Origin of the sequence: Bacillus sp. FSL R5-0709, from assembly GCF_038004785.1 — a bacterium.
GTDB lineage: Bacteria > Bacillota > Bacilli > Bacillales > Bacillaceae_G > Bacillus_A > Bacillus_A mycoides.
Window position 1 is genome coordinate 2,088,501 of the sequence record NZ_JBBORT010000001.1, and the last position, 13,890, is coordinate 2,102,390.

Below are 13,890 nucleotides of genomic sequence, written 5' to 3' on the forward strand. Positions count from 1 at the left end.
TATGAATACACTTCGAGCAGGTATTCATCATATTGAATTTTGGGTCGCGAATTTAGAGGAGTCTATTTCTTTTTATGATAAATTGTTTTTGATAATTGGATGGAGAAAGTTAAATGAAGTAGCATATAGTACGGGAGAAAGTGAAATATATTTTAAAGAGGTGGACGGGGAAATTGTAAGGACTTTAGGGCCTAGACATATTTGTTACCAAGCTATTCGTAGAGAAGTAGTTGATGAAGTAGCAGATTTTCTTGCTAGTACAAAAGTGAAGGTAATACGTGGTCCGATAGAAATGAGTCATTATTCGGACGGATACTATACTATTGATTTTTACGATCCGAATGGATTTATTATAGAAGTAGCGTATACACCAAATGTAGAAATGTAAGGGGAATAAACATGAAGACAATTACAGCACGGCAAAGCAATATACAAATAGTAAAAGATGCAGCAAATATTGAAGAAATCTCTAAAGGTTTCTCTCCTGATAAAAAATATATAATTACGACTATTGAAGATGAAAAGTATTTGTTACGGACAGGCGATATAAAAGAGTTTGAAAGAAAGAAAATAGAGTTTCAAATTTTAAATGAAATGCAAAAACGTAGTGTGCAAGCACAAAAGCCAATTGAAATGGGTTTGTTGGAAGAAGAAGGTTTATGCTACGGTGTTTTTTCGTATATAGAAGGAGAAGATGCGAAGAAGCTATTGCCTACGTATTCACCAAAAGAACAATATAATATTGGTATAGAGGCAGGAAAAGATTTAGCAAAAATGCATACATATGAAGCTCCTAAGGATATATTTCCATGGTATGAAAGAGCAATGAAAAAACACCGGAAATATTTAGTGGCATATAAAACATGTGGAATAAAAATAAAAAATGATGATAAAATCATAAAGTTTATAGATGATAATGAAATGTATTTACAAAACCGCCCAAATCGATTTCAACACGATGATTTTCATTTAGAAAATATAATTGTGCGGGATGGGAAATATGTAGGTGTTGTTGATTTTAATGGATACGACTGGGGCGATCCACTTCATGATTTCGTGAAAATTGCACTATTTGCAAGGGACATTAGTATTCCGTATTCAATTGGACAAATAGAAGGATACTTTAATGGTAGAATACCAGAGGAGTTTTGGAAATTATATGCGGTGTACGTTGGCATGACAGTTTTCTCATCAGTTGTCTGGTCCTTACGAGCAGCACCGCATATGTTAGATGATACGTTAGAACGTCTTACTATAGTTTTAAAGGATCATAAAAACTTTGAATTATCGAAGCCGATTTGGTTTGATAGTGAAATGATAAATGAAGAATAGGAAAAGTAGGTGTGTTATCTCACACCTACTTTTTTATTATTAAAATAATTATTAAATTTTCTTAAATGTAAGCGGCTGAGTACTTAACGTAGCTGGTACATGTAACTGAAGGGATGGGAATTCACCACTCACACTCATTTCATAAGCGAATAATAAACTCATTTTCATTTGGAATAACTCAACTTCTGCGGAGAAGATGTCGTAATGATGATGCCCTAATTGAATATCCATCTCCATAAATTGTACATTTAACGAATCATCTCGCTTGTATATTTGTAATGTTCCGTATGCAGGATGTTCAAAAGTACCAGTATAATCCTCTAACTTGTGAGAAGGTGTAGTTCCTTTAATTTGTTCAGGAAGTGATTCAGTTGCTTCTTTCATCATTTCCTTCATTTTTTCAGTATCTTCTACAGCACGTTTATGCCAATCAATGGATTCTAATTCAAGTAGTTCATCATAAATTTGATTAGCGAGATAAGTAGGAAGTAATGTGCCTCCAGCATTTGTTAAAATGACAAGGCCTATGTTTTCATTTGGTATGAATGAAACGAGCGCTGAAAATCCATCAATATTACCGCCATGATGAACCACCTTATTACCACGATAAGCGCTAATAAACCAACCAAGTCCGTAACTATTTAATGGAGATTCGGGAAGTGATAAAATCGGTTGATCTGGAATTGAATTGTGTGGTGTATACATTTGTTGTAATAATTCAGAGGAGATTAATTCATGATCTCCAAACTTTCCTTCGTTTAAGTGAAGAAGTACCCAATTTGCCATATCTTCAATTGTAGAATTAATACATCCAGCAGCGCCGACTGTATCGATGTTACGGAATGGAACTTCTTTTATTTCATCTTCATTTTCAATGTAAGGTAAAGCATAATCATCTGTAGTTTGTGAATCTGTAACAGAGAAATTTGTATGTCTCATATTTAAAGGTTCTAAAATATGTTCTGTAGCGTATTGCTCCCATGTTTGATTTGTAATGTTTTCAACAATGTAGCTAATTGTTGCATACATTAAGTTGTTATAAAGAAATGCTGTGCGGAACGGTGCATCAAGTTGTAAATGTTTTATTTTTTCAACGAGATCTTTTCGAGATAAGGAAGAGCTGTACCAAAGAGCCTCATGACGACTTACCCCAGTACGATGGGAAGCCAAATCTCGTCCTGTAACTTGTGAGCTAGCAAGTAGTTCAGATAAAGAGAAGTTAGGTATATAAGACTGGACAGGAGTATCCCAATTAAACTTTTTTTGCTGTGCCAACAAGCTTAATGAAAGTGTGCCAAAAGCTTTCGTTGAGGAACCGATTGCGAACCGAGTACTCGGTGTAACAGGTTCTTTTGTTTCTATATTTCGATATCCGAAACCTTCTGAAAGAATAACTTCACCGTCTTTTATAACAGCTACAGCAGCACCAGGAACGTTTAAATCCTTCATCATTTTTTCAACCGTTGTTTGTAACGAAGTCATAACAGGAGTTTCAATTTTAGACATACTTCTAACCTCCAAATATAAATTTTGTCCTACCGCACTATACTTTCGGTAATAGAAAATGAAAACCTTTTTAAATATGGAAAGTTAATAATTTTGTAAGAATTACTGAAATAATTTTTATTTATCAAGATTATTAAATTTATTGTTTTTCATGTTATGATAAATTTCATATAAGATTGAAAGAAGGTTTTCCTACATATGAAACATGCTGAATATGAATACTTAAATTTATGCCGCCATGTAATGGAGCACGGTACGAAGAAAGAAGATCGTACAGGGACAGGAACTGTATCTGTATTTGGATATCAAATGCGTTTTGATCTGAGTAAAGGGTTTCCTTTATTAACGACAAAGAGAGTCCCGTTTCGCCTTGTAGCAAGTGAACTGCTTTGGTTTATGAAAGGTGATACAAATATTCGTTATTTATTGCAACATAATAATAATATTTGGAATGAATGGGCATTTAAGAGCTGGGTAGAAGGTGACGAATATACTGGCCCTGACATGACTGATTTTGGTCTTCGTTCACAACAAGATGAGGAATTTAAAGTGCAGTACGATGAGCAAATGGAATTGTTTAAAAAGAACGTTCTAGAAGATGATGATTTTTCGAATAAATATGGTTATTTAGGAGACGTATACGGAAAGCAATGGCGTGCTTGGAAAACGACAGCTGGTGAGACACTTGATCAATTAAAAGATGTAATTGAAATGATTAAAAAAACGCCAGACTCACGTCGCCTAATTGTTTCTGCTTGGAATCCTGAAGATGTACCAAGTATGGCATTACCGCCTTGTCATACCCTATTCCAATTTTATGTAGCGGATGGCAAACTTTCTTGTCAGCTATATCAAAGAAGTGGAGATATATTCCTTGGCATCCCATTTAACATTGCAAGCTATTCACTTCTAACACATTTAATAGCACATGAATGTGGTCTTGAAGTAGGAGAGTTTGTTCATACAATTGGTGATGCACATATTTATACGAATCATTTTGAACAAGTCGAAAAGCAGTTGGCACGTGAACCACACCCGTTCCCTAAACTTACATTAAATCCAGATGTGAAATCTGTGTTTGATTTTGAGATGGAAGATTTAACGATTGAAGGATATGATCCACACCCAGCGATTAAAGCACCGGTTGCAGTGTAATTGTAGAGGAGATGACAAGATGATTGTTTCATTTATGGTCGCAATGGACGAGAATAGAGTAATTGGTAAAGATAATAACTTACCTTGGCGTTTACCGAGTGAATTACAGTATGTAAAGAAAACGACGATGGGTCACCCACTTATTATGGGGAGAAAGAACTATGAAGCAATTGGTAGACCATTGCCTGGAAGACGTAATATTATTGTAACTCGTAATGAAGGGTATCATGTAGAAGGCTGCGAAGTAGCTCATACTGTAGAAGAAGTGTTTGAACTATGTAAAAATGAAGAAGAGATTTTTATTTTTGGCGGAGCGCAAATTTATGATCTCTTTTTACCTTATGTAGACAAGTTATATATAACAAAAATCCACCACGCATTTGAAGGGGACACATTCTTCCCAGAAATGGATATGACAAATTGGAAAGAGATTTTTGTAGAAAAAGGTTTAACGGATGAAAAAAATCCGTATACGTATTATTACCATGTATACGAGAAACAACAATAATAATAAAAATTGATGTGAGTATTCGCATCAATTTTTTTATTTGTATTTATAAATGTAAGTTTATAGAGGATATTCAATAGTGCTATAATGAAAGGTAGCATGTGAAAAATGCTAAAATTTTCAAAAGTATTAATATAGAAAGAGGAGGAGAATCAGTTGAGAAAAATATGGGGGATTCTTTTTCTTTGCTTAACATTCATGTTAGTTGGATGTGGTAAAGAAGAAAAACCACAAGAAGCGTTTGATACATATGTAAAAGCATGGAATAAACAAAAATTTGCAGATATGTACGATCAATTATCAGAAAATGCAAAAAAAGATATTTCAAAGAAAGAGTTTACTGAGAAATATGAAAAAATTTATTCTGGTATTGAAGTAAAAGACTTAAAGGTAGAAACAGGGGAAGTAAAAGAAGATAAAAAAGATGAAGGCCCTGTTCCTTTTAAAGTAAGCATGGATACAGTTGGTGGTAAAATCACTTTTGGTCATGAAGCAAAAATGGTGAAAGAAAAAGATGGAGATAAAGAATCTTGGAAAATAGATTGGACACCTGATTTCATTTTCCCTGGCATGACAAAAGATAGTAAAGTGCGTATGCAAACAACACAACCAAAACGTGGTGAAATATACGATCGTAATGGAAAAGGTCTTGCGACGAATGGGAAAGCTTCTGAGATTGGAATTATTCCAGAAAAATTAGATGAAACTGCTCCGCAAACGAAAGAAGCAGTAGCGAAGTTGTTAAATATGTCTGTAGAAGAGATTGATCAAAAACTAGCTGCGAAATGGGTAAAACCAGGGTATCTCGTACCAATTGGAATTTTGCCTGAGGGAGCAACGCAAAATACGTACATCGATTTACCAGGTGTTGTAGCAAAACCTGTAAATGTTCGTACATATCCGTTAGGGGAAGCAGCAGCGCATCTTACTGGTTATATCGGAAAAGTAAATGCTGAAGATTTAAAAACGCTTCAAAAGAAAGGCTATCAAGCCGATGAACCAGTTGGTAAGGCTGGATTAGAGCAAGTATTGGAAGAACAGCTACGCGGGAAAAAAGGTGGCCGTGTCTTCATGGAAGATGCACAGGGAAAAGAAATTAAAAATTTAGCGAAAACAGATGCTGTTGATGGAGAAAATGTAACTTTAACTATCGATAGTGTTGTTCAAGAAAAAACGTATAATGAAATGAAGGGAGAAGCTGGTTCAAGTGCGGCAATTAATCCGAAAAGTGGAGAAACAATTGCTCTTGTAAGTAGTCCAGCTTATAATCCTAATTTAATTGCACGAGGAACATCAAAAGCACAACGTGAGGCTTGGAATAATGATCCGAAAAAACCGATGACGAATCGATTTACACAATTATCGGTACCAGGTTCTGTATTTAAGCCAATTACAGGTGCAATTGGTCTTGAAACGAAAACAATCGATCCAAAAGAAGAATTGAAAATTGAAGGACTGAAATGGACGAAAGATTCTTCTTGGGGCAATTATTACGTAACACGTGTAAAAGATGCGAATCCGATTGATTTTGATAAGGCAATGAAATACTCGGATAATATTTATTTCGCACAAGAAGCTTTGAAAATTGGAAAAGATAAATTTATGGCTGAGGCGAAAAAATTCGGATTTGATGAGAAATTACCAATTGAATACGGATTCCCAGCTTCTAAAATCGCAAATGATGGCATAAAAAATGATATTCAAATGGCAGATACAGGATATGGACAAGGACAAGTCTTAATGACTCCTCTTCATTTAGCTTTAACGTATGCACCGATTGTAAATGATGGAAAGATTCCGTCACCGTATCTTATTAAAACAGATAAACAACCAAAAGTTTGGAAAGAGAACGTGATTTCTAAAGAAAATCAAGATATATTGAAAACGGCTTTAACGAAAGTAATTAACGATCCAGATGGTACTGGAAAAATTGCTAAAATTGATGGTATGACTCTTGCTGGCAAAACAGGTACAGCGGAATTAAAAGTATCCAAAGAGGCCGAAGGAAAAGAACTAGGCTGGTTCGCTGCATTTGATTTAAATTCACCAGATATGGTCATTACAATGATGATTGAAGATGTAAAAGGTAGAGGCGGAAGTAACATTCCAGCTGAAAAAGTGAAACATGTTTTTCAAAAGTAGTAATTGAAGAAGACTATCTCCATGAAATATGGAGATAGTTTTTTATTTGATTAAAACCTTAATATTTATATACAAAAACTAACTGAAATAATATAACTTATTAACTTACGAAAAAAAAGTAGCTATTTTTATTGACATCCATTAAAACTTTTTGTATTATACTTACATAAGGTAAGTTATTTACTATAAAATAATAAATCTCGAATTAAAGATAAAATAGAAAAAGGGAGATAATACAATGACAAAAGTACTATTTATTACAGCAAATCCAAATTCAGCAGAAGGTTCTTTCGGTATGGCAGTAGGGGAAGCTTTCATCGAAGCATATAAAAACGAACATCCACAAGACGAAGTTGTAACAATTGATTTATTCAATACAACTGTACCAGCAATCGATGCAGACGTATTCGCTGCTTGGGGTAAATTTGCAGCAGGCGAAGGATTCGAAGCTTTAAGTGAAAATCAGCAACAAAAAGTTGCAGCAATGAACAATAACTTAGAAACATTTATGCATGCAGATCGTTATGTATTCGTGACTCCAATGTGGAACTTCAGCTACCCAGCAGTAGTGAAAGCATACTTAGATAACTTATCAATCGCAGGTAAAACATTTAAATATACTGAAAATGGTCCAGTTGGCTTACTAGAAGGAAAAAAAGCACTTCATATTCAAGCTACAGGCGGCGTTTACTCTGAAGGAGCATACGCATCTATGGACTTCGGTCGCAATCATTTAAATGCAGTATTAGGATTCATGGGTGTATCAGACACTGAATATATTGCAGTTGAAGGAATGAATGCAAATCCTGAAAAAGCACAAGACATTAAAGAAGCAGCAATTGCAAGTGCACGCGAATTAGCAAAACGTTTCTAATATAGAAAACTTCAAAATGTCCAAACACTTGTTGTTTGGACATTTTTTCTTCTTTTTCCTTCGTTTGTCTAGTATAATGAAGGTCGGAATGATAATAGGTGGGGGTTCTGTATGATTCAAACGTTTTTTAAAATCTTTTATTTAATTTTAATCGTAATTGCGATTACACCAAGGTTGTGGCGTATAAAAAGAAAAGCAAATGCGATGTCACCGCAAGAAAAAGATAGTGTTGTGTATAAAACAACAAACTGGTTTGGTAAGAAAATGGTGCGTGTAACTGGATCGACTGTAGAAGTAAAGGGACTTGAAAATGTTCCAAAAGACAAGCCGGTGCTAGTTGTAAGTAATCATCAAAGTAATATGGATATTCCTGTTTTACTAGGTTACTTAAATAAGCCAATTGGATTCGTTTCAAAAGCGGAAATTAAAAAGTTTCCGGTTGTACCAACATGGATGGAACTAATGAATTGTGTGTTTATGGACCGCAGCGATCGCCGTCAATCTCTTAAGGCAATTAAAGATGGAATTGAACTATTAAAGAATGGACATTCTATCGTAATTTTCCCTGAAGGAACGAGAAGTAAGGGTGGCGAAATTGGAGAGTTTAAAGCGGGTAGTTTTCACCTAGCAGTAAAATCTGGTGTAGCAATCTTACCTGTAACGTTAGATGGTACATATAAAATGTTTGAAGCGAATGGAAATCGTATGAAACCAGCTCATGCAACAGTAACGATTTCTAAGCCAATTACACCTGAAGAATATGCAAGTATGGATGCTAAAGAGTTAACCCAGCATACAAAAGATATTATTGCATCTCAATTACATAAGTAATAAAAAAGTTTCAGCTTAAACAAGCTGAAACTTTTTTTATGCTGCGGGTAAGACATAAAACAGTACGCAGAAAAACATCATTGTACTACCGCCTAGTACGAAGAGATGCCAAATGGCATGATTGAACGGAAGCTTTTCCTAAAGGAAGAATATAGCTCCGACAGAATACAAAATGCCTCCTATTAATAGTAGTGAGAAGCCGTGACCGGTTAAATTTTCATAAAGGGGTTTAATGGCAACGATGATGAGCCAGCCCATAATGATATAACATAATGTTGATGTTTTAATAAAGCGACGAACAAAGAAGATTTTGAAAATAATGCCACCAATCGCAAGGGTCCAAATAATTGCGAGTAAAGTCCAACCGAGCGGACCACGCAGTGTAATGAGTAGAAATGGTGTATACGTGCCGGCAATTAATAAATATATGGCGGAGTGATCTAAAATGGTAAATAACTTTTCTACTTTTGGATGATGGATACTATGTAACAGTGTAGAAAATAAGTATAGCAAGAACATGCTTACACCATAAACGGTAAAGCCAACAACAGCAGATGCTGTGCCATGTTTGGAAGCATGAATAATTAATATGATTAAGGCAGGGATGCTTAAAATGGCACCGATACCATGGGTAATTGCATTCGCAATTTCTTCTTTTACAAATTGGGTCATTCTTTTAATTTTTTGCGTCATAATGTTAATTCCTTTCACTGTATTGAGATAAGTTATATTTTCCTTAACCATATCATATACAAAAGGAATAGAAAATGATATTCAATTGATTATATTTTCGAATTTTTTTGATAAAAGACAACGGATACATTGACGTTTACGAAATTTTTTGACAAAATGAACTTATGGAATAGTAGGACAAGGAATCTACTTATGAAGGGGATGGGGAAATGTTTTCAAATATTGGCTTTCCAGGGTTAATTTTAATTTTAGTAGCAGTGTTAATTTTATTTGGCCCAAAAAAGTTACCGGAAATTGGGAAAGCTTTAGGGGAAACGTTAAAAGAATTTAAAAAATCAACAAAAGAATTGACTGATGAGGCATTTCAAGAGAAAGAAAAAAATAAATAAATAAAAGAATATGCTGAAGTTTTTCTCGGAATGGATAAATAAAGTGTGGTGAACGAGATGGAAGATCGGGAAATGAGCGTAGTAGAACATATTGTTGAGCTTCGCAAACGAGTAATATATACAGTATTATCCTTTGTATTATTTTTAATTATTGGATTTACTTTTACGAAGGATATTTATTTTTGGCTTGTAAAAGATTTACCAATGAAATTAACTGTTCTCGGTCCAAGTGATGTGTTGTGGATTTTTTTCTCGATTGCTACAGTATTTGCTATCGTTTGTACAATTCCTTTTGCTGCGATACAAATTTGGTTATTTGTAAAACCAGGTTTACATCCCAATGAACAAAAAATGACATTAATGTATATACCGGTATTGTCTATATTATTTATAGCAGGCCTATCTTTCGGTTATTTTATCGTCATGCCATTTTTATTTCATTTCCTAACTACAATTGGTAATGAGATGTTTAATACGATGTTTACAACGGAAAAATATTTTCATTTCGTATTAAATTTAACAGTTCCGTTTGCTGTTATATTTGAATTACCTGTAGTTGTTATGTTTTTAACGAGTATAGGTCTTCTAACGGCAGAATTTCTTCAGAAAATAAGAAGATATGCTTATGTCGTGTTGATTATAATTGCATCATGTATATCGCCGCCAGATTTTTTATCACATAGTTTAGTAGCGGTACCGCTTATTTGTATTTATGAAATCAGTATCGCTTTATCAAAGATAGTTAGTAAACGAAAACAGAAAAGAGAAGAAATACAGTCGAAAAGTGCCTCGTTATAAAGGCACTTTTTAATTTATTTGTTATACTCTAGCTATAATTGTATACAATATATAGAAGGAAAAAATTATAGAATCTCCAAAATTTAGACAAACTTTTCATTTTTATAAGTTTATACTGAAGTTATCAAGCTATATATGGATAATAAGACTCCCGTCTCAAAGGATATATAGGACAGGGTTCGAATTAGGTGGATATAAATGAAGTATTAACTTCTAAATGGGGCAGCTTAAGGATATTTTAGTATTCATAGGAAACCTACACTAAAAAACGTGTTAAAGAATAAAGTGGAGGAAGTTCAAAAATCCAACGAAAAAGAGGATTGATATTGTGATTACGAAAAGTTTTTATTTCACTCATGCAACAGGGAATTGTATTAAAATATTTGAAATCCCTGTCCTACAAACACAGCATCCATTAGCGTTTCTAATTCAGTCTCGTCTTCAATTGTTTATTGCGAAAATTCAAAAACATAAAAACCCAAGATTCTCGTACTCTTTCCGTGAATATTTACAAAGTTGTTTGAAGTGGAATGATTATTCAAATGTATATAAGACAAATACTCTTGAAAAGAATGCATAATACACAGCAGGGACAGAGTTAGATAGGCTCTGTCTTTTTTATTTTAGGTATAAAAATATAATTAATTTGGTGAAATTCATTCGAAATTGTTGAAAGCATCGGGAATGCTAGTATAATAACAGGGAGAGCGTATTGGAAAGGGAAGAATATAATATGCAAAAAATTAAAATTGTAACAGATTCAACGGCAGATTTATCAAAAGATATAATTGAGAAGTATGATATTCATGTTTTACCATTATCTATTTCTGTAAATGGACAAACATACTTAGATCGTGTAGATTTGCAACCGGATGAATTTATTGAAGAAATGATTAAATCAGAAGAATTACCAAAAACATCACAACCGGCTATGGGTACATTTGTAGAAATGTATGACAAGCTAGGCGAAGATGGAAGTGAAGTACTTTCCATTCATATGACAGGTGGAATGAGCGGTACTGTCGCAACAGCGAATAGCGCTGCATCAATGACAGATACAAAAGTAACAGTTGTTGATTCTCAATTTATTACACATGCTTTAGCATATCAAGTAATTGAAGCGGCAAAAATGGCAAAAGAAGAATGCTCACTAGAAGATATTTTAAAACGTATTGATGAAGTAAGAAAGAATACTCGTTTATATGTTGTCGTAGATACATTAGAAAACTTAGTAAAAGGTGGACGCATCGGTAAAGGTAAGGCACTTATTGGTTCTTTACTTAATATTAAACCAATTGCAAGTTTAGAAGGCGGCGTATATAATCCGGTAACGAAAGTACGTAGCCAAGGGCAGATTGTAAAAACGTTGGCTAAACTATTCGAGGAAGATACTGCTGGAAAAGTGGTGAAAGCTGTTGCGATTCCACATGCTAAAGCAATTCCTTTAGCAGAAAGTGTAAAAGCTGCTGTTGAAAAAGTGAATGGATTCACTCAATCAGAGATTTTCTATACAACACCAGTTATCAGTACTCATACAGGACCAGGAGCAATTGGTTTTATGTATTTAGCAGAGTAATAAAAAAGCTACTTGAAATGAATTTTCAAGTAGCTTTTTTATTATTTCAGGACAGAAAATAAGAAATGAGAAGGGCAATACAGGCGCTACCGCTAATTATATAGCGAGTCTGTAAATAATCTTTCATGGAAAACACCCTTTTCAATTTTTTAAAGTATATGATAAATTACTCGTAAAAATTAGTACTATTATACATGAGAAGTTTCTGTGATTTTTACTGGTTCTTTAACGGGGACAATAGGGCTATAAGTGAAAGTTTGACCTAAAAAGAGAACATGTAGCTGTTCCCACGGTAGCATTCGTAAATTCCAGTTATTTCGTAGTCGTGTTACTGCTTCCCTTGGTGTTTCATCTGCTAAAGCAAAAGTACCGTAGTGCATGGGAATGAAATGTGTAGCTTTTATATCTAGATAGGCTTGCACAGCTTCTTCTGGTGAAACGTGAGACACTTTCATAAACCATTCTGGTTCATAGGCACCAATTGGCATAAGTGCAATATCGATTGAAAAACGTTTGCCGATCTCTTTAAATCCTTGGAAATAACCACTATCACCACAAAAATAAATGGTTTCTGAAGAAGTCATATTATCAATGATCCACCCTCCCCAGTGAGAGGTGTTCATATCAAATAATGTTCTTCTCGTCCAGTGCTGGGCAGGTACGAAGTGAAAAGAGACTTCATCAATTGTTGTACTTTCCCACCAGTTGTATTCTTCTACATTGGTGAATTTTTTACGAGTAAATAATTTTTTTAGCCCAATAGGAACAAGGTATAAGGCATCATCATTTAGTTGACGAAGAGATGAAAAGTCTAAATGATCGTAATGACCGTGTGAAATAAGAACGATATCGATTTTAGGTAGTTCTTTTATAGTGAGCCCTGGCTCAGTAAGTCGTGGAACTAACTTTAATTTATTTGCCCATACTGGATCTGTTAAAATATTTAAGCCGTTCGTTTGAATGAGAAAAGTTGAATGACCAATCCATGTGACAGTCGTTTTTTCAAAGTTATTTAGTAGAAATTTACTTTGTTTAACAGGTGATTGTTCTACTAGAAAAGAAAAGTCTTTTTTGTTTTGCTTTCTCTCTTTACGCCAACGTAAGAAGGAGCGAATTGATTTTTTTGTACTTGCATTATCCATATTTTCATAGCGCTTTGCCATGAACATCACCTCATTTAAAATCGTTGTAGTTGTATTGTACCGAAATGTTGTTAAGGAATACAGTGTTTAACATGGATTAATGTTTAAGCAATTGTAAAAAAATAGGGGGATTTATTTACAAATTTAACAATGAACTTCGTTTCGCAAATAATGGTTAGAGAAATAATAGTAGTAAAATATATTTTGTCTAGTAATTCGCTTGAAATAAAGAAGTAACATACGTAAATTCGTACGATTTCGTGAACAAATGATGTAAACAATTTTCTCATAGTGTTTACTTTTGTTATGATATACATAACTTACATAAATTAAGGATAGAGAAGAGAGGTTTAATAATGAAGCGTTATCAAAAGTTAATTGGTCTTATGGTTGTATTTTGTCTCTTTGTACTTGCAGGTTGTAGCAGTTCAGGGTCAAAATTACGTAAACCGTTAAACTGGGATTTAGAAACTTTCCAATTTACAAATCAAGAAGGAAAGCCGTTTGGTACAAAAGATTTAAAAGGGAAAGTCTGGGTAGCTGATTTCATGTTTACAAGCTGTCAAACGGTTTGTCCGCCAATGACTGCTAATATGGCGAAATTACAGAAAATGGCTAAGGAAGAGAAATTAGACGTTCAGTTTGTTTCGTTTAGTGTAGACCCTGAACTTGATAAACCAGAAAATTTGAAAGCATTCATTCAAAAGTTTACAGAGGATACAAGTAATTGGAACTTGTTAACAGGTTATTCACTGGAGGATATTACAAAGTTTTCAAAAGATAACTTCCAATCGCTTGTAGATAAACCAGAGAATGGGCAAGTAATACACGGTACATCATTTTTCTTAGTCGATCAAAATGGAAAAGTAATGAAAAAATATAGCGGCATTAGCAATACGCCATACGAAGATATTATACGTGATATGAAGCGATTAGCTGATTAA

At 34.1% G+C, this 13,890-nt stretch carries 14 protein-coding genes and 1 pseudogene; 12 read left to right on the forward strand and 3 right to left on the reverse strand.

Annotated features, from left to right (window positions below):
* Nucleotide 1 precedes the first annotated feature (1 nt).
* Nucleotides 2-388 carry a VOC family protein gene (locus MKX37_RS10720; RefSeq protein ID WP_001094650.1) on the forward strand — a complete coding sequence of 129 codons (387 nt, stop codon included), beginning with the start codon at nucleotides 2-4 and terminating at the stop codon, nucleotides 386-388.
* Nucleotides 389-399: 11 nt separating this feature from the next.
* Complete coding sequence (locus MKX37_RS10725; RefSeq protein WP_002127198.1) at nucleotides 400-1,332, forward strand: aminoglycoside phosphotransferase family protein; 933 nt, start codon at nucleotides 400-402, stop codon at nucleotides 1,330-1,332.
* Nucleotides 1,333-1,383: 51 nt separating this feature from the next.
* Here MKX37_RS10725 and MKX37_RS10730 read toward each other — a convergent pair whose 3' ends face one another.
* Nucleotides 1,384-2,838, reverse strand: coding sequence for a serine hydrolase (locus MKX37_RS10730; RefSeq protein ID WP_002127199.1), 1,455 nt, complete (start codon nucleotides 2,836-2,838; stop codon nucleotides 1,384-1,386).
* Between the two features lie 198 nt (nucleotides 2,839-3,036).
* Between MKX37_RS10730 and MKX37_RS10735 the strand changes: the two genes are divergently transcribed.
* From MKX37_RS10735 to MKX37_RS10755, 5 genes are all read left to right on the forward strand, one after another.
* Nucleotides 3,037-3,993 (forward strand): thymidylate synthase, encoded by a 957-nt coding sequence (locus tag MKX37_RS10735; protein WP_002127201.1) that lies wholly within the window; start codon nucleotides 3,037-3,039, stop codon nucleotides 3,991-3,993.
* 19 nt (nucleotides 3,994-4,012) lie between these two features.
* On the forward strand, nucleotides 4,013-4,501 hold the full coding sequence (locus MKX37_RS10740; RefSeq protein ID WP_000637202.1) for a dihydrofolate reductase: 489 nt from the start codon (nucleotides 4,013-4,015) through the stop codon (nucleotides 4,499-4,501).
* Nucleotides 4,502-4,657: 156 nt separating this feature from the next.
* Entirely contained in the window at nucleotides 4,658-6,643 is a 1,986-nt protein-coding gene (pbpC, locus tag MKX37_RS10745; RefSeq protein ID WP_059038163.1) for a penicillin-binding protein 3, read from the forward strand.
* A 238-nt stretch (nucleotides 6,644-6,881) separates the two neighbouring features.
* Entirely contained in the window at nucleotides 6,882-7,517 is a 636-nt protein-coding gene (locus MKX37_RS10750) for an FMN-dependent NADH-azoreductase (RefSeq protein WP_012260865.1), read from the forward strand.
* Between the two features lie 111 nt (nucleotides 7,518-7,628).
* A complete protein-coding gene (locus tag MKX37_RS10755) occupies nucleotides 7,629-8,348 on the forward strand; it encodes a lysophospholipid acyltransferase family protein (RefSeq protein WP_002185951.1) in 720 nt (239 codons plus the stop codon).
* 36 nt (nucleotides 8,349-8,384) lie between these two features.
* Here the strand turns inward: MKX37_RS10755 and trhA are convergent.
* Nucleotides 8,385-9,041: pseudogene (gene trhA, locus MKX37_RS10760) on the reverse strand (PAQR family membrane homeostasis protein TrhA).
* Between the two features lie 209 nt (nucleotides 9,042-9,250).
* On the opposite strand from trhA, the gene MKX37_RS10765 reads away from it, so the two are divergent.
* The 4 genes from MKX37_RS10765 to MKX37_RS10780 all read left to right on the forward strand — a co-directional run bounded on the left by MKX37_RS10765 (nucleotide 9,251) and on the right by MKX37_RS10780 (nucleotide 11,804).
* Nucleotides 9,251-9,430, forward strand: coding sequence for a twin-arginine translocase TatA/TatE family subunit (locus MKX37_RS10765; RefSeq protein WP_002012719.1), 180 nt, complete (start codon nucleotides 9,251-9,253; stop codon nucleotides 9,428-9,430).
* A 57-nt stretch (nucleotides 9,431-9,487) separates the two neighbouring features.
* Nucleotides 9,488-10,228 (forward strand): twin-arginine translocase subunit TatC, encoded by a 741-nt coding sequence (tatC, locus tag MKX37_RS10770; RefSeq protein ID WP_033708120.1) that lies wholly within the window; start codon nucleotides 9,488-9,490, stop codon nucleotides 10,226-10,228.
* 328 nt (nucleotides 10,229-10,556) lie between these two features.
* Nucleotides 10,557-10,808 (forward strand): DUF2535 family protein, encoded by a 252-nt coding sequence (locus MKX37_RS10775; protein ID WP_002012715.1) that lies wholly within the window; start codon nucleotides 10,557-10,559, stop codon nucleotides 10,806-10,808.
* A gap of 153 nt (nucleotides 10,809-10,961) precedes the next feature.
* Entirely contained in the window at nucleotides 10,962-11,804 is an 843-nt protein-coding gene (locus MKX37_RS10780) for a DegV family protein (RefSeq protein WP_033707617.1), read from the forward strand.
* 188 nt (nucleotides 11,805-11,992) lie between these two features.
* On the opposite strand, the gene MKX37_RS10785 is transcribed toward MKX37_RS10780, so the two are convergent.
* Nucleotides 11,993-12,967: an MBL fold metallo-hydrolase gene (locus MKX37_RS10785; RefSeq protein ID WP_002065197.1), complete on the reverse strand. Its 975-nt coding sequence runs from the start codon at nucleotides 12,965-12,967 to the stop codon at nucleotides 11,993-11,995.
* Nucleotides 12,968-13,302: 335 nt separating this feature from the next.
* Here MKX37_RS10785 and MKX37_RS10790 point away from each other — a divergent pair, with 335 nt between their 5' ends.
* Nucleotides 13,303-13,890 carry an SCO family protein gene (locus MKX37_RS10790; protein ID WP_002012710.1) on the forward strand — a complete coding sequence of 196 codons (588 nt, stop codon included), beginning with the start codon at nucleotides 13,303-13,305 and terminating at the stop codon, nucleotides 13,888-13,890.

Excerpts from the sequence above, each read along its gene's own strand:
- MKX37_RS10720 (WP_001094650.1), top strand. The coding sequence starts at position 2 with ATGAATACACTTCGAGCAGGTATTCATCATATTGAATTTTGGGTCGCG.
- MKX37_RS10725 (WP_002127198.1), top strand. The coding sequence starts at position 400 with ATGAAGACAATTACAGCACGGCAAAGCAATATACAAATAGTAAAAGAT.
- MKX37_RS10730 (WP_002127199.1), bottom strand. The coding sequence starts at position 2,838 with ATGTCTAAAATTGAAACTCCTGTTATGACTTCGTTACAAACAACGGTT.
- MKX37_RS10735 (WP_002127201.1), top strand. The coding sequence starts at position 3,037 with ATGAAACATGCTGAATATGAATACTTAAATTTATGCCGCCATGTAATG.
- MKX37_RS10740 (WP_000637202.1), top strand. The coding sequence starts at position 4,013 with ATGATTGTTTCATTTATGGTCGCAATGGACGAGAATAGAGTAATTGGT.
- MKX37_RS10750 (WP_012260865.1), top strand. The coding sequence starts at position 6,882 with ATGACAAAAGTACTATTTATTACAGCAAATCCAAATTCAGCAGAAGGT.
- MKX37_RS10755 (WP_002185951.1), top strand. The coding sequence starts at position 7,629 with ATGATTCAAACGTTTTTTAAAATCTTTTATTTAATTTTAATCGTAATT.
- MKX37_RS10765 (WP_002012719.1), top strand. The coding sequence starts at position 9,251 with ATGTTTTCAAATATTGGCTTTCCAGGGTTAATTTTAATTTTAGTAGCA.
- tatC (WP_033708120.1), top strand. The coding sequence starts at position 9,488 with ATGGAAGATCGGGAAATGAGCGTAGTAGAACATATTGTTGAGCTTCGC.
- MKX37_RS10780 (WP_033707617.1), top strand. The coding sequence starts at position 10,962 with ATGCAAAAAATTAAAATTGTAACAGATTCAACGGCAGATTTATCAAAA.
- MKX37_RS10785 (WP_002065197.1), bottom strand. The coding sequence starts at position 12,967 with ATGGCAAAGCGCTATGAAAATATGGATAATGCAAGTACAAAAAAATCA.
- MKX37_RS10790 (WP_002012710.1), top strand. The coding sequence starts at position 13,303 with ATGAAGCGTTATCAAAAGTTAATTGGTCTTATGGTTGTATTTTGTCTC.